The organism is Mycobacterium kyogaense (genome assembly GCF_003254575.1).
GTDB classification, from domain to species: domain Bacteria; phylum Actinomycetota; class Actinomycetes; order Mycobacteriales; family Mycobacteriaceae; genus Mycobacterium; species Mycobacterium kyogaense.
This window is the reverse complement of sequence record NZ_QJUA01000005.1, coordinates 162108-183383: the sequence shown is the minus strand read 5'-3', so window position 1 is coordinate 183383 and position 21276 is coordinate 162108. Positions and strand designations below refer to the sequence as shown.

Here is a 21276-nt window from a genome sequence, read left to right as displayed (position 1 = left end):
TCAGCGGGCCGAGTCGAGCACACCGTTGCGGCGCGCCAACTCGATGTTGGCCAGATGCTGCTCGTACTCGCGGGTGAACAACGTGGTGCCCTGCATGTCGATCGTGACGAAGTACAGCCAGTCCCCCGGCGCCGGCTGTTCGGCCGCAGCCAGCGCGGGGCCACCGGGGGAACAGATCGGGGTGGCGGGCAGACCGGGCCGCACGTAGGTGTTCCACGGGGTGGCCTGCGCGCGGTCCCCGTCAGTGGTGGCGACCTCGATGCGGTCCAGCGCGTAGTTGACCGTCGAGTCGAATTCCAGGGTGCGGTTCTCGGCGAGCCGGTTGTAGATGACGCGCGCCACCTTGGCGAAGTCCTGCGGCTTGGCTTCCCGCTGCACCAGTGAGGCGACGGTCAGGATCTGGTACGGCGACATGTTGAGGTTCGTCGCGGTCGTGAGCAGCCCGCTCTGCTCGTACTGTCCGGCGCTGCTGGTGATCAGCGTGGACAGGATCTCCTGCGGGGTGGCCGAGGGGTCGATGTTCCAGGTTCCCGGCGCGATCAGACCTTCCAGTCGTCGATGATCGGCGCCCATCGCGGTCACCGGCTCGACCGCCCACTGCGGCACCCCGAGCGCCGCCGGGGTGGCGGTGCCGGCGATGGCTTTCAGATCCGCGGCCGACACGCACCGCTGGTTGTCGTCGAGGTCGACGCAGCTGGCCTTGGAGATCAGCGTGAAGATGCCGTCCGTGACGGCCTTGGTCTTGACGTCGGACACGTCGTCGAGCTGACGCCCCTCCGGGATCACCAGCTTGCCGACCCGGTTGGCCGGATCCGCCAGCCGCGACACCGCACTCGACGCCGGGATCTCGGTGCGCACCTTGTAGAAGCCCGGCTGGATCGCGGCGATCGAGTCGTTGCCGTCGGCGGCGTCGACGAAGGACTTGACGGTGGCGACCACCTTGTTGTCGAGCAGCGTCTTGCCGATCGCGGTCGTCGAGTCGCCGTCGTGGATCTGGATGACGACGTCGTTGACGCCGCTACCGGTGTAGTCGTTGTCGCCGCCGCCGAAGAGGGAGTTCCACATCCGCGAGCCGAGGAGCACCGCGACGACTGCGACGACCACGACGACGGACACCGCGGTCACCGCGGCCACTCTCCGCCGGCGGCGAAGCCGGTTCTCCCGCGCGCGCTGCCTGCGGGTCATCCGCTGCCGCGGAGGCCCCACCGCCAGCGGCTCTGCTCGGTCACCGTGCCAGTCGTCAGCCATCCCTGGCCTCTCCCTGTGGGGACAGCGCCGCCCGCCGCTGATCCAGCCAGTTCTGCAGAATCCCCACCGCTGCAGCTTGGTCGATCACCGCCCGTTGACCGCGGGCGCGCACGCCCGCTTCGCGTAGCGCACGCTGCGCGGTCAGGGTGGTGAAACGTTCGTCGACGTAGCGGATCGGCACCGGGGCGATCCGGCCGGCCAGCGCGTCCGCGACCTCGACCGCGTCGCGCGCCGACGAACCCGCCCGGTCGGCGAGTGTGCGCGGCAGACCGACCACGACCTCGACGGCCTGGTATTCGTCGACCAGCCCTGCCAACCGCTTGATGTGCCGGTTGCCTCGGCGGTCCCGGGGCACCGTCTCCACCGGGGTGGCCAGCATGGCGTCGGGATCGCTGACCGCCACGCCGATCCGCACGGATCCGACGTCCACCCCGAGCCGACGGCCCCGTCCCGGATCCGGCGTCGTGGCGGGGTCACCGGGACGGTCCGGTCCCCGGTCGGCGTCGTCGGTGCCACCGGGGGCGTCCTGGGGGGCGTCGGGCACGCTGCTCAGCTCCGGCCGATCTCCGCGCGCAGCGCCTCGAGCGCGGCGTCGATGCCCGCGGCGCCCCGACCGGATCCCTGCGCCAGATCGGCTTTCCCGCCACCGCGGCCGTTGACCGCACCGCCCAGAACCTTGATCAGGTCATTGGCGCGCAGTCCGCGGTCCTGGGCGGCCGGATTCACCGACACCACGAAGGGCACGGCGTCGTCGTCAGCCTCGGCGATCAGCGCGACCACAGCCGGGTCGCTACCCAGCTTGCCGCGGATGTCGCCGACGAGGGAACGCAGGTCACCCGCCGAGATCCCGCCGGCCATGCGCTGCGCCACGAGCCGCACTCCACCGATCTGCTCGGCGCCCGCGGCGGCGTTGGCCGCCGCGGCGCGCGCCGTCGCCAGCCGCATCCGGTCGAGTTCCTTCTCGGCGGCCCGCAGGCGCTCCACCAAAGTCGCGACGCGGGCGGGCACCTCGTCCGAAGGCACCTTCAGCGACGAGGCCAGCCCCGCCATCAGCGCCCGTTCCTTGGCGAGGTGGCGGAACGAATCGAGACCGACGTACGCCTCGACGCGGCGCACACCGGAGCCGACCGACGATTCGCCGAGGATCGTCACCGGGCCGATCTGCGCGGAGCGTCCGACGTGCGTGCCGCCGCAGAGCTCCAGCGAGAACGGCCCACCGATCTCGACCACGCGGACTTCATCCGGGTACGACTCGCCGAACATCGCCATGGCGCCCATCGCCTTGGCCTTCTCCAGCTTCTCGTGGAAGGTGTGCACCTCGAAGTCGGCTTGCACCGCTTCGTTGGTGACCTCCTCGACCTGCGCGCGCTGCTCGTCACTCAGCGCGCCCTGGAAGTTGAAGTCGAACCGCAGATAGCCGGGTCGGTTCAGCGAGCCGGCCTGAACGGCGTTGGGTCCCAACACCTGTCGCAGCGCGGCATGCACCATGTGGGTTCCGGAGTGGCCCTGGGTCGCGCCGCGACGCCACTGCGGGTCGACCGCGGCGGTCACGGTGTCGCCCTCGACGAACTCGCCCGATTCGACGTTGACCCGATGCGCCCACAGCGTTTTCGCGATCTTCTGCACGTCGGTGACCGCCGCCTTGGCCGCCTCCGACGAGCCGGTTCCGCTGATGTGGCCCTCGTCGGCGATCTGTCCGCCCGATTCGGCGTAGAACGGGCTGCGATCGAGGATCAGTTCGACCCGCTCGTGCGCGCCCTCGCGGCCGGCGTGCGATACCACCGGCACCCGCTTGCCGTCCACGAAGATGCCGAGAATCCGTGCCTCGGTGGTCAATTCGTCGAAACCGGTGAACTCGGTCGGGCCGGCGTCGACGAGCTCGCGATACGCGCTCAGATCGGTGTGGGCCTGCTTGCGTGCGGCCGCATCAGCCTTGGCGCGCTGCCGCTGCTCGGCCATCAGCGCGCGGAACCCCTCTTCGTCGACGCCCAGGTCGGCCTCGGCGGCCATCTCCAGCGTCAGCTCCAGCGGGAACCCGTAGGTGTCGTGCAGCGTGAAGGCATCCGATCCCGACAGCCGCGAGGAGCCCGTCGCCTTGGTCGCCCGCGCCGCGTCCTCGAAGAGCCGCGACCCTGAGGCCAGCGTGCGATTGAACGCCGCCTCCTCGGCGACGGCGATGCGGGAGATCCGGTCGAAGTCGTTGACCAACTCCGGGTACGACGGTCCCGTGGCGTCGCGGACCGTGGCCATCAGGTCGGCCATGAACGCATCCTCGATGCCGAGCAGCTTGGCGGCCCGGATGATCCGGCGCAGCAGCCGGCGCAGCACATAGCCACGCCCCTCGTTGCCGGGGCTGATCCCGTCGCCGATGATGATCGCCGCGGTGCGGCTGTGGTCGGCGATGATGCGGTAGCGGACATCGTCAGCGTGGTTGCCCTGGCCGTATCCGCGCGGGGCGCGAGCGGCCATCAGGTCGATGGCCGGGCGCAGCAGGTCGGTTTCGTAGACGTTGTCCACACCCTGCAGCAGGCACGCCACGCGTTCGATGCCCATGCCGGTGTCGATGTTCTTGCGTGGCAGCGGGCCGAGGATCTCGAAGTTCTCCTTCGAGGTGCCCTCGCCGCGCTCGTTCTGCATGAACACGAGATTCCAGATCTCGATGTAGCGGTCTTCGTTGGCCTCCGGGCCGCCCTCGATGCCGTACTCCGGGCCCCGGTCGTAGTAGATCTCCGACGACGGTCCGCACGGCCCGGGGATTCCCATCGACCAGTAGTTGTCGGCCATGCCGCGCCGCTGGATGCGCTCGAGCGGCAGGCCGGCCACCTCCTGCCAGTAGCCGATAGCCTCGTCATCGTCGAGATAGACGGTGGCCCAGAGCTTTTCCGGATCGAAGCCGTAGCCGCCCTGCTCGACCGGGTTGGTCAGCAGCGACCAGGCGAACTCGATGGCGCCCTTCTTGAAGTAGTCGCCGAAGCTGAAGTTGCCGGCCATCTGGAAGAACGTGTTGTGCCGGGTGGTGATGCCCACCTCGTCGATGTCCGGGGTGCGGATGCACTTCTGGATGCTCACGGCGCGGTCCCACGGCGGGGTCCTGGCGCCGAGGAAGTAAGGGACGAACTGCACCATGCCGGCGTTGACGAACAGCAGGTTCGGGTCATCGAGGATCACCGACGCGCTGGGCACCTCGGTGTGTCCGGCGTTCACGAAGTGATCAAGGAACCGCTTCCTGATCTCGTGTGTCTGCACTCCTGCTGCCCTTCGGGTCTGGTCAGCGGGGCCGATCGGCCGCCACCTGCGAATACTCGACCGCACCACAGTACCGGGCCACTACCGCGGCAGACGTTCACCCCGACACGAAGCTGAGCCGGACGCTACGCCGGGCGTTGTCCCTGTTCAGATCGACCAGCACGACGCTCTGCCACGTGCCGAGCAGAGGTTCTCCACCGCTCACCGGCACCGTGATGGACGGCGCGACCAGGCCGGGCAGCACGTGATCGGCGCCGTGGCCGGGCGAGCCGTGCGCGTGCCGGTACCGGTCGTCGCGGGGCAGTAACCGCTCCAGCGTGTCCACCAGGTCGTCGTCGGAGCCGGCGCCGGTCTCGAGGATCGCCACCCCTGCGGTGGCGTGCGGCACGAAGACATTGCACAGTCCATCGCCGCGGGAGGCGCAGAAGTCGCGAACCTCGTCGGTCAGGTCGACGGTCTGTCGACGGCGGGTGTCGACCTCGAGCACGTGCGTGTCCACCCGATCGAGCCTACGGACCCGGCGCGGGATTGACGCGAGCGTTTATTGCCGTCCGGGCTCGGGTATCTCAGCGCTCAGCCGAACTTCCTGGAGGAATCATGACCGTCACCGGCATCTTCACCGCAATTCTCATCGGCATCGTGGTCGGCGCACTCGGCAGGCTCGTTCTGCCGGGTAGGCAGCCCATCGGCATGTTGCTCACCATTCTGGTGGGCATCGTGTCCGCGTTCGTGGGTACTGCCATCGCACGTGCGATCGGTATTCCGACCGCCACCAACGGGATCGACTGGATGGAGCTTCTCGTTCAGGTCGTGGTCGCCGCGCTGGGCGTGGCGCTGGTGGCTTCGCTCATGGGCCGGCGGCGCGGCCGCACCGGCCTGATGGGTGGGGGCCGCCGATCCGGAATCCTGCGCTGAGACGCGAGACTCCGTTCGTGGTGATCCCGGCTGGGCCCCCGACCAGTCGGGATCACCCCCGTCTGACAGATAATTCGTTGGCTCCCAAAGGGGTCACCCACTAACGTCTCTCCGGTGAACATCCGAGTCGAGGAGGTCGTCGGCGCTCCCGCCGACATCAGATGACCGCGCCCCGTCGCCGACCTGCGGGTCGGCGACATCGTCGTGTCCTCACTCACCCGTGCGCCACGTGCGCACCCCTCACCGGATGGTTTCGTTCATGCACGCCTACACCCCTGACCAGATCCTGGGCGCCTTCCGTGGCGCGACCCGCAGCGAAGTCAAGAAGATCACTTTCGCCGCCGATTTCGACACCGTCGAGTTCGACGCCCTGGAGTACTACGGCTGGACCGATCCTAAGATCCCGCGCCGCTCCTACCTCGTGCTCGAACGTCCCGACGGGCCCGTCGCGCTGCTGCTGAACCGCGCACCGACCACGCCCCGGGGACGGACGATGTGCACCTGGTGCAACGACGTCACCCTCCCCGAGGACGTGGTGTTCTACAGCGTGCGCCGCGCCGGGGCCCCGGGCCGCAGAGGCGGAACCCTCGGCACCTTGATCTGTGCGGATTTCGGATGCTCGAGGAACGTGCGACGGCTCCCGCCCGCCTTCCACAGGGGCACCGACCTCGAACGCATCCGCGCCGAGCGGGTCGAGGACCTGCGCCGCAAGGTGCACGGGTTCGTCGACAGGGTGCTCGCCACTGACGGTTAGAGAGTCGGCAGCAGCTCGTCGAGCTTGTCGTACCCCTCGGTCATGCCGCCCTCCATACCCGAGGACAGCAGCGCATCCCGCGCCTCGGTCGTCGGACAGATCGAGCGTCCGCGCAGTCGCGAGCGGCCGTCGCCGAGGTCGTCGAACCACAGGTACTCGAGGTTCACCATGTCGGGCGCGCCGTCGAATTCGAAGGTCTGCAAAATGAATTCGCCCGTGCGCACGGTGTGGAAGGTGCCGTTGAACGAGAAGGCGCCGCGCTCGTTGCGGTGGGTGTAGCGGTAGCCGCCGTGATCGCGGAAATCCCATTCGGCGATCTCCATCTCCAGGTCGCGCGGCCCGAGCCACTGCCTGACCAGGTCCGGGTCCGCGTGCGCGGCGAACAGTGCGGCGACCGAGGCGTCGAAGTCTCGGGTGAACTCCATGGCGAGGGTGTCCACGGGTGCGGTCAACTGCAGTGTCTTCATCGTGGGTGTCCTTTCTCCGTGAGCAGCTGGTCCAGCTGCCGGTAATTGCGTTCGGCGTCGAGCCGGTAGCGGTCGATCCACGCCGTCATGGCCTCCAGCGCACCCGCATCCAGGTGCACGGGACGCCGCTGGGCGTCACGGGTGCGTGTCACCAGCCCGGCCTCCTCCAGCACCCGAATGTGCTTGGAGACAGCCTGTTTGGTGATGGCGAACGGTTCCGCCAGCTCGTTTACCGTGGCCGCGCCACGGGACAGCCGTGCGACCAATGCGCGCCGCACCGGATCGGAGAGCGCCAGAAAGGCGCGGTCCAAGCGGTCCTTGTCGTCGGCCAGTGATCAACCTCCCCTTTGATCAACCAATTGGTTGATCACACGACGATAAGCGGTGCCGATATCCAGGTCAAGGGGTCTCAGCGTTTCCGGCGGATGATGGCGCGCAGCTTCTCCACCCGCGTCGCGATCTCACGCTCCGCGCCGTGGGTGGTCGGGCGGTAGTAGTCGACGCCGACCACCTCGTCCGGCGGATACTGTTGCGAGGCAACACCACCCGGTTCGTCATGGGCGTATTTGTAGCCGACCGCGTTGCCCAGCTTCTGCGCCCCGGCGTAGTGCCCGTCGCGCAGGTGCGGCGGGACCAGACCTGCTTTGCCGGCCCGGATGTCGGCCATCGCCGCCCCGATCGCGGTCGTGACCGCGTTCGACTTCGGCGCCGTCGCCAGGTGCACCGTGGCGTGGGCCAGCGTCAACTGCGCCTCGGGCATGCCGATCAGCGCGACGGTCTGGGCGGCCGCGACCGCCGTGGGAAGGGACATCGGGTCGGCCATGCCGATGTCCTCGCTGGCCAGGATCATCAGCCGGCGCGCGATGAACCGCGGGTCCTCCCCCGCGACCAGCATGCGCGCCAGGTAGTGCAGCGCCGCGTCGACATCGGAGCCGCGCACCGACTTGATGAACGCGCTCACCACGTCGTAGTGCTGGTCGCCGTCGCGGTCGTAGCGCACCGCCGCCTTGTCCAGAGACTGTTCGATCACCTCGACGGTGATCTCCCCCGACTCCGCGGCGACCTCGAGCGCGGTCAGCGCCCGCCGGGCGTCCCCGGCCGACAGCTGCACCAGCAGATCGAGCGCCTCGTCGGTGATCGGCACCTTGCCGGCCAGACCGCGCTCGTCGTCGAGGGCGCGGCGCAGCACCGCGGTGATGTCCTCAGGGGTCAGTGGCTGCAGTTGCAGGATCAGCGAGCGGCTCAGCAGCGGCGCCACGACCGAGAACGACGGGTTCTCGGTGGTGGCCGCGACCAGCAGCACCACCCTGTTCTCGACTGCCGCGAGCAGGGCGTCCTGCTGGGTCTTGGAGAACCGATGTACCTCGTCGATGAACAGCACCGTCTGTTCGCTGCGCCGTAGCAGGGCCACCCGCGCCTCTTCGATGACGGCACGCACCTCTTTGACCCCGGCCGACAGGGCCGAGAGCGCCTCGAATCTTCGGCCGGTGGCCTGCGAGATCAGCGACGCCAGCGTGGTCTTGCCGGTGCCGGGCGGGCCGTAAAGGATCACCGACGCCGCCCCCGACCCCTCGACCAGCCGGCGCAGGGGCGAGTTGCCGGTCAGCAGATGCTGCTGACCCACGACCTCGTCGAGTGACGCGGGCCGCATCCGCACGGCCAGCGGGACCGCCGCCCCGACCAGCTGCGCGTCTGAGGGCGCACGCTCGCCGGGAACGTCGAACAGGCTGTCGGACACGCTCCCTGCTTACACGGGTGCGGTGACGAAGTCGATCAGCTCCTCGACGCGGCCGATCAGCTCGGGCTCCAGGTCGGTCCAGTCCCTGACCCGGCCGCGGATCCTCTGCCACGCGGCCGCGATGTCGGCCTGGTCGCGATGCCGCCATCCCAGGGCCTCGCACACGCCGTGCTTCCAGTCCTGCCCCTTGGGCACCACCGGCCACTGCGCGATTCCGAGCCGTGCGGGCTTGACGGCCTCCCAGATGTCGATGAACGGATGGCCGACGACGAGCGTGTGCTCACCGCCGGGGCCGCGGCGGACCTGCTCGGCGATGCGCGCCTCTTTCGAACCGGCCACCAGGTGGTCGACCAGAACCCCGAGGCGTTGGCCGGGGCCGGGCCGGAAGTCGGCGACGATCGCCGCGAGATCGTCGACGCCGCCGAGGTATTCGACGACGACGCCCTCGATGCGCAGGTCCTCACCCCACACCTGCTCGACGAGCTCCGCGTCGTGCCGGCCCTCGACGTAGATGCGGCTCGCGAGGGCGACTTTCGCACGCGCGCCTGCGACGGCGACCGAGCCCGACGCGGTGCGCGTCGGCGCCGCGGCCGCAGCCTTCTTGGGCGCGGTCAGGATCACGGGCTTGCCGTCGATCAGGTAGCCGGGCCCCACCGGGAACGGTTTGGTACGGCCGTGCCGGTCTTCGAGGGTCATGCGGCCGTACTCGACCCGCACCACCGCCCCGACGAAGCCAGTGGCCGCATCCTCGACGACCATCCCGATCTCGATCGGCCGCTCGGTCGAGCGGGGCTTGCGGTGCGGGTTCTGCGCCAGGATGTCGGCGCCGTAACGATCGGCCACCCGGTGATCGTAGGGAGAACAGCGGCCGTCTCCGACTACCATCGCCCGTGTGTTGCTCGATCGGGCCACGGCCGAGGGCATCGCCGACGGTCGCATCACATGCGTGCTGCGGCGATGGAACGCACCACGCGCCAAGCGCGGTGGCACCCAGCGCACCCAGGCCGGCACGATCCGCATCGACGGCGTCACTGAGCTCCCCGGTGGCCACCGAGTGACCGCCGCGCAGGCTCGCGCAGCAGGATATCCGGACGCCAAGACCGCCAACGCCGACCTGGATCGCCGCCCCGCCGCGCACACCTACGTGATCGCGGTGTCGTTCCTGGCACCCGACGAGCGCCCTGAATTGGCCGCCGACGACGACCTGTCGGCTGATGACGTCGCGGCCATAGCAGTCCGCCTGGACCGCTGGGACGACGCCGCAGAGCGGCCGTGGACACGGGAGTATCTGGCCGCGATTCACGCCAACGAAGCCGTGCGAGCACCGGTTCTGGCGGCCCGTCTCGAGATCGACTTGCCACGGTTCAAGCGGCGGGTGCGCAAGCTGAAGGGGCTCGGGCTGACGATGAGTCTGGCCGTCGGTTACCGACTGTCGCCCCGAGGCACAGCGTTTCTCAGCTCAGGCCGGTAGACCGCGGCCATCAGCTCAGCTGCTGGCTCTGGCCCTCCATCGGCGCCCCTACCTCGGCGAGTTTGGCTGGGCTGGAGGTGATCTCGTCGATCACGGTGTGGATGAACCGCATCTTCTCCAACACCGGCGCCGGGAGCACGAACGGATAGATGTCCTCTTTGCCCATCGACCGGTTGACCATGTTCAGAGACCAGGCCAGGGGCAGCCACATCTCGATCATCGTGTCGAACCCGCTGGGGCCGAGCGCCCTGCGGTCGAACGTGGCCGCCGCGGGCGCCATCCCGAAAGCTGCGGCGGTGTCCAAGGTGTCGCGGATGTGCAGATAGTGGGCGAAGGTCTCCGCCCAGTCCTCGGCCGGGTGCATGGTCGCGTACGACGACACGTAGTCGGCCTCCCAGCCGACGGGAGCGCCCTGGCTGTAGTGGCGGTCCAACGCCTCCTGGTAGTCGGCATCGGGATCGCCGAACAGTTCGCGGTACCGCTGCAGATAGGCCTCCGACGTTCCGATCAGCCGGTACTGGTAGTAGTGACCGATCTCATGACGGAAGTGCCCGAGGAGGGTTCGATACGGCTCGTCCATCGAGATGCGCAACTGCTCGCGGTGCACATCGTCGCCCTCGGCCAGATCCAGCGTGATGATCCCGTTGTCGTGTCCGGTGAACACCTTCTCGAACTGGCTCGATAGCAGGTCGAAAGCCAGCCCGAACTGCGGGTCCATGTCACGCCCGACGATCGGGAGTTTCAGCTCGTGCAGTTCGGCGATCAGTCGGCGCTTGGCCTTCTCCGCGGCGGCGAACGCGGCCAGCGCGATCGTGTCGGCGTCGTTGGGGCGCGTGCGCGTCAGCGCGCACGACACGCACAACTTGGCGATCGGCCCTTTCTCGACGAGCCAGTTGCACTCGGCCAGATGCAGGTTGGCGCAGAGCTGGAAGCGGGTCTCGTCCACCGCGCCGGCATGTTCGCTCTCAGCCGGCGGGGCGATCACCAGCAGCGCCATGTCGTCGAGCGAAAAGCCCAGAGCACTACCGCAATTGAGGCAGACCGAGTTTTCGAACGCCAATCGCTGGCCGCAGTTGGGGCAGGTGAAATCACGCACGGGGCGCTCCTTCTTCGTAGGGCGCCACATCGACGGAGACGTCGATGGTGCTGCTCTCGGAATCGGTGTAGATGATGCCGCGCAACGGAGGAACGTCAGCGTAATCACGCCCGAATCCGACGGTGACGTACCGCTCGTCGACCATCTGATCGTTGGTCGGATCCATGCCGAGCCACACATTCTGTGGCGTCCACACCGACGCCCAGGCGTGCGTCGCGTCGATCCCGACCATGCGTTCCTTCCCGGGCGGCGGATCGGTGGCCAGGTAGCCCGATACATAGCTCGCCGCCAGTCCATTGGCGCGCAGGCAGGCGATCGCCAGCCGTGCGAAGTCCTGACATACCCCTTCTCGCGCGGCCAAAACCTCGCTCACCTGGGTGGACACGGTGGTCGACCCGGACCGGTAAGTGAAATCGGTGTAGATGCGCGAGGTGAGGTCGGCCAGCACGTCGATCAGTGGTCGGCCCGGGGTGAAGGTCGGTGCGGCGTACTCGCGCAGCGCGTCGGTGATCTCCGGGGGCGTCAGGTCAAGGGTGAACTCGCTGGCGAGCGCCCCCTCGGGGCCGACCGGCCGCGCGATCTCCCACGGGGCGCGGGCCGACGGCCCCTGGTAGACGTCCGGCGGCGGCGGCGCCACCTCGACGATCGATCGGCTCGTCACACTCAGGCGTTGATGCGGCCGGGTGACGTGGAAGTAGGAGCTCACGTTGCCCCATCCGTCGCGGCTGGTCGAACTGTCGGCCGCCTCCGGATCGAGGACGAGTTCGTGGGACAGACACCGTTGCCGTGCCGAGTCGCGCGGGGTGAGGAAACCGCGACCGTAGGAGCTGGTGACGACGTCGGAGTACGTGTACACGGTGCGGTGGGTGATCGCGTACTGGCGGACACTCATGCCGGCACCACGCGGCGCTCGTGCGGGCCCCACAGCGGCTGCATGTCACCCGGCAGCGCGAGATGTGTCGCGGTGATGACGTCGGAGAGGTCCCTCAGGGCGGTGTGCAGGCCGGTCAGCAACTCGTCGAGCTCCTCCCGGGACCCGTCGGCGGCCACGTCGTCGAGGTCGTCGGGCTCGACGCGACGCAAGCGCATCGCGATCTCCTCGACCAGCCGTTCCGGGCGCGAGGACCCCGACGACCCGGGCAGCGACTTCAGATGCGCGCGGAGCCGATCCAGTTGGAACACCAGCGATCTCGGGTTCTCGGCATCGAACAGGACCAGCTCGGCCACCCCGGCGACACTGATCGTGCCGGGGTTGCGCCTGCGGTAGATCACCAGCGATTCACACACCGAGAGCGTGGATTCGATGACCGTCTGCTCGGCTTCGGGCGGTCGCGCCGTGGTGAGTGTCGCCCGCAGCAGCGCGGTCAGCACCTGCGCCCGCTCGATGCGCTTACCGATGTCGAGCATCGTCCAGCCGACGTCGTGGACCATGGATTCGGCGATCACCCCCGACAGCGCCAGCAGCCCGGCGAGGGCGACGGTGTTGGTCGAGCTCAGGAACGTCTCGCCTTCGCTCTGCGATTCCGGCGGGCTGTCCCCCGCATGCAGCAGCGTCCGCTCCAACGTGGAGAGCAACATCCAGGTGTCGTTGGACATCTGATCGCGCACCGCACGGGCCGCCGACCCGAGTCGCTCGACCGACTGCGCGAGCGATCCGGGCCGGTGCCGATCAGCGGTCAACGACCACAGCGTCGTCGGCGCGGTGGCCACCATCTCGTGGTGATCGCCCGCGCCGGTGTCGGTTCCGGTGATGTCACCCAATGCGGCAAGAAGTACCGGCACGCACTGGCTGCCGTCCATCGCCTGCCTGCGCCGGAATTCGTGGTACCGCTCCCGGGTCACGGTCAGCAGACGCGCGGTGTGCTCGGCACGTTCGGCGTAGCGACCGATCCAGAACAGGTCCGACAGCACACGCGGCGAGCTGATCTCGTGCGTCGGGCTGGCCGTGATCGGGGCAGGCAGGGCATCCTCGGGCGGGGGCACCACCACGGTCTCGGCAGTGACGCGCGCCGGGGTGCGAACCCAGACATCTTTGGCGGCAAGGCTGTTCAGGTCGTAGGCGGCCGATCCAGGCGCCAGCAGGTAGCCGAGCCCACCGATCATCGGCGCGTACCCGCTCCGCTGGGAGACGGTGAACAGCCGCATCCCGACCGGCGACAACGACAATCCGCCGGGCAGGTAATCGGCTGGGGCCGAGGAGAATTCGGGCAGCTCCTGGCCCACCCACTGCCACGGGGTGGCCGCAATCCGTGCCGCCAAGGCCTCGCGGCTTCGCGCCGACAGATCAGGGCCGACGATCGGTTCGCCGCCGGTGACCGGCCGGATCAGCAGAGACGACAGATGAGTCAACAGATGGGAACGTTCGACATCGATGCCGCCCCAGTACATCGGCACGGTCGACAGCAGCGGGGTTTCGCCGAGCAGCGCTTCGGCCAGCGCGGGCAGGAAGCGCATCACACCCGGGCTTTCCAGCACCCCGCTGCCGAGAGTGTTGACGACCGTCACCGCACCGCGGCGCAGCACCTCCACCAGACCCACCACACCCAGCCGGGAATCAGCCCGCAGGTCCAGTGGATCGGCGTAGGCCGCGTCGACCCGGCGCAGCACCACGTCGACGCGCTTGAGCGTGCCCATCGACCGCATCCACAGCTTGCCGTCCCGCACCACCAGATCCGCACTCTCGACCAGCGGCACGCCGAGCACGCCGGCGAGGTACGCCTGGTCGAACGCCGTCTCGGAGTGGATGCCCGGGCTGAGCACCACCACGGTCGGCTCCTCAGCCGATTCGGGTGCGGCGTCGACGAGGGCCAGCCGCAACGCCTGCGCCCACGGCGACGCCGGCTGCGGCCCGATCTGCTCGTAGAGATCCGGGATCGCGTGCGCGATGACGCGGCGATCAGCCAGGGCGTAACCCGCCCCCGACGGGGCCTGCGTCCAGTCGGCGTTGACGACGAACTCGCCGGAGCCGGCCCGGCTGATGTCACAGCCGTGCAGGAACAGCTGATGCCTGCCCGGGATCTGGATGTTCTGCGCGGCACGCACATACCCCTGGTGGGCGAACAGCAGCTGTGGCGGGAGGACGCCGCCGGTGATGAGGCGCCGCTCGCCGTACAAGTCGGTCAGCACGGCGTCGAGGAGTCGCGAGCGCTGCACCAGGCCGGCTTCCACGCGATTCCAGTCGGCGGCCGAGACGATCAGCGGCAGGGCATCCAGTTGCCACGGGCCGGGCATCCCGGACTCGTCGCCGCTCCCGCTGTAGGTGATGCCGTCGTTGTCGACCAGGGCCCGCACCACTGCGCGCAGACGGTCGAGCCCTGCCCTGCCGCGGTCGGTGACGCATTCCGCCAGCTCGTGCCAATCGGCCCTGATTTGTCCTGCGACGTCGAACAATTCGTCGTACCCGCTGACCGGTGCGCCCACCCCGTTGCGCACGTCGAACAGAGTCTGCTGAGCGCGCATCGCCGCATAGGGCACCAGCGGATCGTCGTGGCTGGGTGAATCCAGTCCGCTCGGTAGGGCCATCAGGAGAGCACGGTACGCACTCGCCGCATGTCGAGGATCCCCGGCGCGCCCACATCGGTGGATTGGCGGGCCTGCTTCTCGCGCAGACCCTGCAGATCCACCGCCCCGGCGGTGAAACCGGTCGCCTCGAAGCGGCGTCCCCGCCGGGACTCGGCTTCCACGGCGTTGACCGGCGGGGTGTCGTAGGAGCGCCCGCCGGGGTGCGACACGTGGTAGGTGCAGCCGCCGCGGGCCACGCCGGCGGCGGTGTCGACCAATTCGAAGCGCAGCGGCCCGTCCACGGTGATCGTGGGGTGCAGCGCACTCGGCGGCTGCCAGGCCCGGTAGCGCACGCCGCCGACCTGGACGTCCGGATTGTCGGTCGCCAGCAGCGGAATCGGGTGACCGTTGACGGTGACCACGAAGCGCTGCCGATCGGCGCCGATCAGCCGGACCTGCAGGCGTTCCACCGAAGAATCCACGTAGCGCGCGGTGCCGCCGGCGGTGGCCTCCTCACCGAGTACGTTCCACGGTTCGATGGCGCCGCGCAGTTCGATCTCCACGCCCCCGAACACGGCGGTGCCGATGCGCGCGAAGCGGAACTCCGTGAACGGGTCCAGCCAGCTGGTGTCGAACTCGATGCCGTGGTCGCGCAGGTCGGCAGCGACCTCGGCGATGTCGCCGATGATGAAGTGCGGCAACAGGTATCGACCATGCAGGTTTGCGCCGTGGCGGATCAGCGGAGCGCGCAGCGGCTTCTCCCAGAAGCGTGCGACCAGTGCACGCACCAGCAGGGACTGCACCATCGCCATCTGCGGATGCGGCGGCATCTCGAAGCCACGCAACTCCAGCAGGCCGAGCCGGCCGCGCGCACTGTCGGGGCTGTAGAGCTTGTCGATGCAGAATTCGGCGCGGTGGGTGTTGCCGGTGATGTCGGTGAGAAGGTGACGCAAGGCGCGATCCACGATCCACGCGCGCGCACCGTCACCGTCACCGTCACCGTCGCCGTCATCGTCGTCGTCACTGTCGTCACCGCCCGTCGTCAACCGGGCGATCTCGGCGAACGCGATCTCCAGCTCGTAGAGCGATTCGGGGCGACCCTCGTCCACCCGGGGCGCCTGCGACGTCGTGCCGATGAAGCGTCCGGAGAACAGGTACGACAGCGAGGGATGGCGCTGCCAGTAGGTCAGCAGGGACACCAGCAGGTCGGGCCGGCGCAGCAGCGGCGAGTCCGCGGGGGTGATACCGCCGAGGGTGATGTGGTTCCCGCCACCCGTACCGCCATGAGTGCCGTCGACGTCGAAGGATTCGGTGGACAACCGGGCCAGCCGCGCGTGGGCGTACAGCGTCTCGAGCTGGTCTCGTTGCTCGGCGAAGCTCGCCGTCGGCGCGACATTGACCTCGATGACACCCGGATCGGGGGTGATCGTCATCGACTGCAACCGCGGATCGGCGGGCGGCCCGTACCCCTCGATCACCAGTGGGCAGCCCACCGCGGCCGCCCCCGCCTCGATGCGCTCGACCAGATCGACGAAGTGGTCGAGCTCTTCGGTGGGCGGCAGGAACACGTAGAGGATGCCGTCGCGGATCTCGGCCACCAGCGCGGTGGTCGGCACCGCGTCGGCGTCGGTGATCTCGGCGGACTCCTTCTGGCCCGCTTGCAGCGGACCGGTCTCGCGAGTGGGGTCGGCCTCGGCGCGCTGCGGCGGCGGCTGCCAGCTGATGGAGGTCAGCGGTAGCCGCAAGCCCGCGGGAGAATCACCCTCCGACAACACGATCCGTCCTCGTCGCAGCGTCCAGTCCGCGCTGGCCCAGCCGGCGTCGTCGTCGCGGCGGTGCAGCGGCAGGACGAACGCGGCAGGTTCGGTGACCGAATCGTCGAGTTTGGTCAACAGCTGCGCCCTCGCCCACGCGCTGTCGACCGCCAGATCGTCGCCCTCGGCGACCGCCTGCCCGGCAGGGCGGCGCACCGCCGCCGCCAGCCGGCTCAGCGGATCCTCGAAGGCGGGCCGGACCTGACTGCGCGGCAGCCCGAAGTCGTCGGCGATCTCTCCCAGCAGCTTCTGCGGAGCCTCGGGGTCGATCTCTGCGGCGTCCGGCTGGTCGGACCACGGGTCGGCCAGCAGGGCCGGATCGCGCCACAGCGGTTCGCCGTCGGCTCGCCACAGCAGCGCGATCTGCCAGCGCGGCAACGGCTCTCCGGGGTACCACTTGCCCTGACTGCGCTGCACGAGACCCTGCGGCGCCCACACCGCCTTCAGCCGCGCCGCCAAGTCCGAGGCGCGCTGACGCTTGTGCGGTCCGTCGGCGTCGGTGGTCCACTCCGGATCCGTCTGGTTGTCGATCGACACGAACGTCGGTTCGCCGCCCACGGTGAGCCGAACGTCACCTGCGGCCAGTCGGTCGTCGACGCGGTGGCCGAGTGCGTTGATCGCCGCCCAGGCCGCCTCGGTGTAGGGCAGCGTGACGCGCGGGTCCTCGTGCACCCGGGTGACGACGTTGCTGAACTCCAGCGTGGTCTCGCACGGTTCGGTGGCACCGGTGATCGGGGCCGCCGACTCCGGGTGCGGGGTGGCCGACAGCGGGATGTGACCCTCGCCGGCGAACAGGCCCGAGGTGGGATCGAGTCCGATCCAGCCGGCGCCGGGGATGTAGACCTCGGTCCACGCGTGCAGGTCGGTGAAATCCGCGGCCGGGCCGGACGGACCGTCGAGCGCCTCGACGTCGGACGTGAGCTGAACCAGATAGCCGGACACGAAGCGGGCGGCCAGGCCCATCTGACGCAGGATGGAGACGAGCAACCACGCCGAGTCGCGGCACGAGCCGATGCCGGTGCGCAAGGTGGTGTCCGGTGTCTGCACACCGGGTTCGAGCCGGACGCTGTAGCCGACGTCGGCGTTGACGGCGCGATTCAGCGCCACCAGGAAGTCGATGGTGCGGGTGTCGGGCGCCACCGAGAAGTTGCCCACCCACGCCTCGACCAGGTCGCCGGGTCCGGAGCCGGCGTGCTCCTCGTCGACCGGACGCAGATAGGGCTTGAGATCCTCGGCCAGCGCGCGCGGATACGTGAAGCCCACCGTCTCGGCGTAGTCCTCGATGAAGAAGTCGAACGGGTTGATCACCTTGAGGTCGGCGATGAGCCCGACGGTGATCGTCAGGCTGCGGGCCCGGGTGGGGAAGACGAGCCGGGCCATGAAGTTGCCGAAGGCGTCCTGCTGCCAGTTGACGAAGTGATCGTCGGGTTCGACGGTGAGCGAGTACGCCTCGATCGGCGTACGCGAGTGCGGGGCCGGCCGCAGCCGGACCACGTGCGGGAGCACCTCTACCAGCCGATCGAATGTGTAGCTGGTGCGGTGTTCGAGGGCGACTTTGATCCCCATAGCGCTAGATCCCACCACACCCCATGCAGCGCCGCAGGTTGCGTCAGGTCTGCGCGCGGCGCGGAATGAGGTTGGCGCGCGGGCGAAGCACCAGCACCAGCACGCAGGCGATCACGATGCCGATCAGGTTCACCGCGAGCTGGGTGGCCGATCGAGCGGCCATCCCCCAGTCGCCCAGCACGCCTGCGACCGCGGTGAATCCCGCCGCGGGCACCGTCGTGACGGAGATGAACACCCCGACCAGTGCCGCCGATTTGGCGGACACGAGCGACAGCATGCCGGCGGCGCCGGCCAGCAGCGCCACCACGAACGAGATCGGCCCGACCTGGAAGATGAAGTCGACGTTGTCGACGGAGCGCACGGCGTCGAGGTTCACCCAGCCCACCGCGTGCGCGGCCATGGTCAGCAGCGCGGTGACACCCATCGCGATCGGGAATCCGGCCAGCAGCGCGATCGCGGCGCGCCGGGCCAGATCAGCACGGCGCTGCACGATCGCCACCGACACCGCCGCCAGAGGTCCGAACTCGGGTCCCAACACCATCGCACCGACGACGGTCACCATGGAGTCGGTCACCGCACCTACCGCGGCCAACAGGCACGCAAGGGTGAGGAAGAGCACGAACGTCACCGACAGCGTCGACTCCTCGCGTGTGCGGCCGATGAGTTCGTCCCACACCACCGCGTCGGCGGGATCCCCCTCGGCGTCGTCCTCGGCCTCGTGCGCACTGGTGGAGAGCACGGTGTCGAGCACCGTGAGCAGGATCGCGCCCCGATGCTGGGCGTCGAGGGCTTTGAGGGCCTTGATGACGTCGTTGGCGCATTCTCGGGCGATCACCGCGGTGATCTCGTCTCCCCCAGATGGTTCCACGGCCGCCCCGGGGTGGATCAGGATGTGCGCGACGCCGACCTGGCGGCGCAGCACGGCCACCACGTCGTCTCGCATGTCCGCAGGCACGATGACGCGCAAGTCCAGCACCGGCGCCAGTTAACAGGCGTCGGGCCGCCGCTGGATCTGGTTGGAGACAATTCGCCGCTAAGTGTGGCGAGTACACAGAACTCTGTTATAGATTCACACGCCAGTAAGCCTTCACCGCGAACCGCCACCTCGATCGGGAGATTATCTGTGAATTTTGAACAGAACGCGGTGGGACTGTGGGAGCTGTGCCCGTGGATGTGAAGTCCCGGCGCGACCACATCGAGCAGCGGGTCCGCGCGGCCCGCGAGATCACCTACGCCGAGCTGGCCACCGAGTTCGACGTCTCGGAGATGACGATCCGTCGCGACGTCGAGGCCCTCGAGGCCAGCGGCGTGGTGCGGCGGGTGGTCGGCGGGGCGATCGCCCTGCAGGGCAAGGACACCGAGCCGTCGTTCGCCACACGCATGGCCGATGCCGCGCAGGAGAAGATCCACATCGCCGATGTCGTCGCCGATCTGATCGGCGTCAACGAGACGCTGATCCTGGACTCCGGCAGCACCGCGCTGGCAGTGGCGAATTCGCTACGCGGACGCGGACTCGGCCTGACCGTCGTGACGCCGAGCGTGCTGGCCGCACTCGCACTCGTCGACGAACCAGACACGACGGTGGTGCTCACCGGCGGCGAATTACGGTCCGGCGAGCTGAGTTTGATCGGGGCTGCCGCCGAGGACACGCTTTCCAACTACAACTGCGACACCTATGTGATGGGCGTGGCCGGTATCGACGGAGAGCGCGGCATCTCCGACTACCACCAGGCCGAGAGCCGGGTCAAACAGGCGGCCAGCCGGCGTGCCGACCGGGTGATCGTCGCTGCCGACAAATCGAAGCTCGGTCGCGTCACCTTCGTCAGCATCACCACGCTCTCCAGCGTCGCGATCATCGTCAGCGACGGTCCGCCGGAGCATCCCGCGCTGGTCGCCGCCCGTGACGCCGGCGTCGAGGTGATCTGTGTGAGCGCCCATGAGGACGCGACGGCGGCGGGAGCCCCATGACCCGTTACACCATCGGCATCGACATCGGCACCACCGGAACCAAGACCGTGCTGCTCGACACCGAGAGCGGCATCGTCGCGACCGCCACGCGCGAGACGGCCCTGCACTCCCCCGCCCCCGGATACGCAGAAGCCGACACCGGACAGTGGCACCGCAATGTCGTCGAGTCGATCCGCGAGGTGGTGCATGCTTCGGGCGTGCCGACCGAGCAGGTGGGCGCGCTGGCGACCTCCGGCATGGTGCCCGCCGTCGTTCCCGTCGACGATGCGGGCCGCCCGCTGCGCCACGCCATCCTGCAGAACGACGCCCGCGCCCACCGCGAAGTGACCGATCTGGCCGCCGCACTCGCCGACACCGACCTGGTGCACCTGACCGGGTCGGCCCTGACCCAGCAGTCGGTGGCACCGACCACGGTGTGGCTGCGCGACCACGAGCCCGAGATCTCTGCGCGCACAGCGCACTGGGTGGGCTCCTACGACTGGGTGCTGACAGCGCTGGGCGCACCGGTGCACGTCGAAGAGAACTGGGCGATCGAATCGGGACTGTTCACCCTCGACGGACAACTCGCCGAGATGGTGCTCGCCGCAGCGAAACTCGATCCCACGACGCTGCCACCGGTGCGGCGCCCCGGCACCCCGGTCGGTGAACTCAGCTCGGCCGCCGCCGAAGCCACCGGACTGCGGGCAGGCACCCCCCTGGTGGTCGGCGGCGCCGACCACGTGCTGTCGGCGTTCGCGGCGGGTGTCAACGGTCCGGGCGACGCACTCGTGAAACTCGGTGGTGCGGGCGATATCCTGGTCGCCAGCCAGACTCCCGTCGTCGACGAGCGCCTCTATCTCGACGCCCACCCGGTACCCGGACACTGGCTACCCAACGGCTGCATGGCCACCAGCGGCAGCCTGATCCGGTGGTTCCAGGCCCTGTTCGGCGGCACCGCACTGACCGATCTCGACGACGAGGCGGCTCAGCGACCGCCTGCCGAGATCCTCTGCCTCCCCTACTTTCTCGGCGAGAAGAGCCCGCTGCACGACCCCGACCTCCGCGGAGTGTTCGCGGGCCTACACCTCGGCCATGGCCGCGCCGACATGTACCGCGCTGTGCTGGAGGCCATCGCCTTCGGGTTCCGCCACCACGTCGACGTCTTCGCCGAGATCGGGATCCCGTTGCACCGCGTGATGATCACCAACGGCGGCTCGAAATCCACCCTGTGGAAGCAGATTCACGCCGACGTCCTCGGCATGGAGATGAATCCAGTGCACGGGCACCCCGGCGCGTCCCTGGGCGCGGCGGTGATCGCGGCGATCGGCGTCGGCGCCCTCGACGACTGGTCCGACGCCGCACGGTTCATCACGCTCGACGAGCCCTACGTCCCCGACCCCGCCCGCACCGAGCGCTACGACGCCGCGTACGCGACATGGCGCGAACTCGGTGACGCACTCACCCCGATCTCGCACTCACTGGCACGCACCACCCGATGAAAGGAGCACTACAC

General features: G+C 69.0%; 18 protein-coding genes. 5 read left to right on the top strand and 13 right to left on the bottom strand.

Annotated elements, in window-relative coordinates:
* The 4 genes from DMB80_RS06170 to DMB80_RS06155 all read right to left on the bottom strand — a co-directional run bounded on the left by DMB80_RS06170 (window position 1) and on the right by DMB80_RS06155 (window position 4981).
* A complete protein-coding gene (locus DMB80_RS06170; RefSeq protein WP_046366158.1) occupies window positions 1-1248 on the bottom strand; it encodes an endolytic transglycosylase MltG in 1248 nt (415 codons plus the stop codon).
* Entirely contained in the window at window positions 1241-1792 is a 552-nt protein-coding gene (gene ruvX / locus DMB80_RS06165) for a Holliday junction resolvase RuvX (RefSeq protein ID WP_046366159.1), read from the bottom strand. Before ruvX ends, DMB80_RS06170 begins: the two co-directional genes overlap by 8 nt.
* 5 nt (window positions 1793-1797) lie before the next feature.
* The gene (gene alaS, locus DMB80_RS06160; RefSeq protein ID WP_111509017.1) at window positions 1798-4494 is read right to left on the bottom strand and encodes an alanine--tRNA ligase; all 2697 of its coding nucleotides are present in this window, start codon (window positions 4492-4494) and stop codon (window positions 1798-1800) included.
* A 97-nt stretch (window positions 4495-4591) separates the two neighbouring features.
* Window positions 4592-4981 carry a secondary thiamine-phosphate synthase enzyme YjbQ gene (locus DMB80_RS06155; protein ID WP_111509066.1) on the bottom strand — a complete coding sequence of 130 codons (390 nt, stop codon included), beginning with the start codon at window positions 4979-4981 and terminating at the stop codon, window positions 4592-4594.
* A 110-nt stretch (window positions 4982-5091) separates the two neighbouring features.
* Between DMB80_RS06155 and DMB80_RS06150 the strand changes: the two genes are divergently transcribed.
* Entirely contained in the window at window positions 5092-5409 is a 318-nt protein-coding gene (locus tag DMB80_RS06150) for a GlsB/YeaQ/YmgE family stress response membrane protein (protein WP_111509016.1), read from the top strand.
* Window positions 5410-5656: 247 nt separating this feature from the next.
* Complete coding sequence (locus tag DMB80_RS06145) at window positions 5657-6163, top strand: FBP domain-containing protein (protein ID WP_240431033.1); 507 nt, start codon at window positions 5657-5659, stop codon at window positions 6161-6163.
* On the opposite strand, the gene DMB80_RS06140 is transcribed toward DMB80_RS06145, so the two are convergent.
* The 4 genes from DMB80_RS06140 to DMB80_RS06125 all read right to left on the bottom strand — a co-directional run bounded on the left by DMB80_RS06140 (window position 6160) and on the right by DMB80_RS06125 (window position 9211).
* Complete coding sequence (locus DMB80_RS06140; protein ID WP_111509015.1) at window positions 6160-6630, bottom strand: SRPBCC family protein; 471 nt, start codon at window positions 6628-6630, stop codon at window positions 6160-6162. The genes DMB80_RS06145 and DMB80_RS06140 overlap by 4 nt on opposite strands.
* On the bottom strand, window positions 6627-6941 hold the full coding sequence (locus DMB80_RS06135; protein WP_236693861.1) for an ArsR/SmtB family transcription factor: 315 nt from the start codon (window positions 6939-6941) through the stop codon (window positions 6627-6629). The genes DMB80_RS06140 and DMB80_RS06135 overlap by 4 nt, the downstream gene beginning before the upstream one ends.
* Before the next feature lie 98 nt (window positions 6942-7039).
* Complete coding sequence (locus DMB80_RS06130; RefSeq protein WP_111509013.1) at window positions 7040-8368, bottom strand: replication-associated recombination protein A; 1329 nt, start codon at window positions 8366-8368, stop codon at window positions 7040-7042.
* Between the two features lie 9 nt (window positions 8369-8377).
* Window positions 8378-9211 (bottom strand): DUF3097 domain-containing protein, encoded by an 834-nt coding sequence (locus DMB80_RS06125; RefSeq protein ID WP_111509012.1) that lies wholly within the window; start codon window positions 9209-9211, stop codon window positions 8378-8380.
* Window positions 9212-9260: 49 nt separating this feature from the next.
* Here DMB80_RS06125 and DMB80_RS06120 point away from each other — a divergent pair, with 49 nt between their 5' ends.
* A complete protein-coding gene (locus DMB80_RS06120; protein ID WP_111509011.1) occupies window positions 9261-9839 on the top strand; it encodes a hypothetical protein in 579 nt (192 codons plus the stop codon).
* A 10-nt stretch (window positions 9840-9849) separates the two neighbouring features.
* On the opposite strand, the gene DMB80_RS06115 is transcribed toward DMB80_RS06120, so the two are convergent.
* From DMB80_RS06115 to DMB80_RS06095, 5 genes are read right to left on the bottom strand one after another with little or no spacing between them, the layout of a single operon-like run.
* Window positions 9850-10935, bottom strand: coding sequence for a zinc-binding metallopeptidase family protein (locus tag DMB80_RS06115; RefSeq protein WP_111509010.1), 1086 nt, complete (start codon window positions 10933-10935; stop codon window positions 9850-9852).
* Window positions 10928-11827 (bottom strand): transglutaminase family protein, encoded by a 900-nt coding sequence (locus tag DMB80_RS06110; RefSeq protein ID WP_111509064.1) that lies wholly within the window; start codon window positions 11825-11827, stop codon window positions 10928-10930. The genes DMB80_RS06115 and DMB80_RS06110 overlap by 8 nt, the downstream gene beginning before the upstream one ends.
* Window positions 11824-14457 (bottom strand): circularly permuted type 2 ATP-grasp protein, encoded by a 2634-nt coding sequence (locus tag DMB80_RS06105; protein WP_111509009.1) that lies wholly within the window; start codon window positions 14455-14457, stop codon window positions 11824-11826. The genes DMB80_RS06110 and DMB80_RS06105 overlap by 4 nt, the downstream gene beginning before the upstream one ends.
* The gene (locus tag DMB80_RS06100; RefSeq protein WP_111509008.1) at window positions 14457-17816 is read right to left on the bottom strand and encodes a transglutaminase family protein; all 3360 of its coding nucleotides are present in this window, start codon (window positions 17814-17816) and stop codon (window positions 14457-14459) included. Before DMB80_RS06100 ends, DMB80_RS06105 begins: the two co-directional genes overlap by 1 nt.
* Before the next feature lie 43 nt (window positions 17817-17859).
* Entirely contained in the window at window positions 17860-18792 is a 933-nt protein-coding gene (locus DMB80_RS06095) for a DUF389 domain-containing protein (protein ID WP_111509007.1), read from the bottom strand.
* A gap of 185 nt (window positions 18793-18977) precedes the next feature.
* Between DMB80_RS06095 and DMB80_RS06090 the strand changes: the two genes are divergently transcribed.
* Both DMB80_RS06090 and DMB80_RS06085 read left to right on the top strand, forming a co-directional pair.
* Complete coding sequence (locus DMB80_RS06090) at window positions 18978-19784, top strand: DeoR/GlpR family DNA-binding transcription regulator (protein ID WP_162938426.1); 807 nt, start codon at window positions 18978-18980, stop codon at window positions 19782-19784.
* Entirely contained in the window at window positions 19781-21262 is a 1482-nt protein-coding gene (locus tag DMB80_RS06085) for an FGGY-family carbohydrate kinase (RefSeq protein ID WP_111509006.1), read from the top strand. Before DMB80_RS06090 ends, DMB80_RS06085 begins: the two co-directional genes overlap by 4 nt.
* The last annotated feature ends 14 nt before the right edge of the window (window positions 21263-21276 follow it).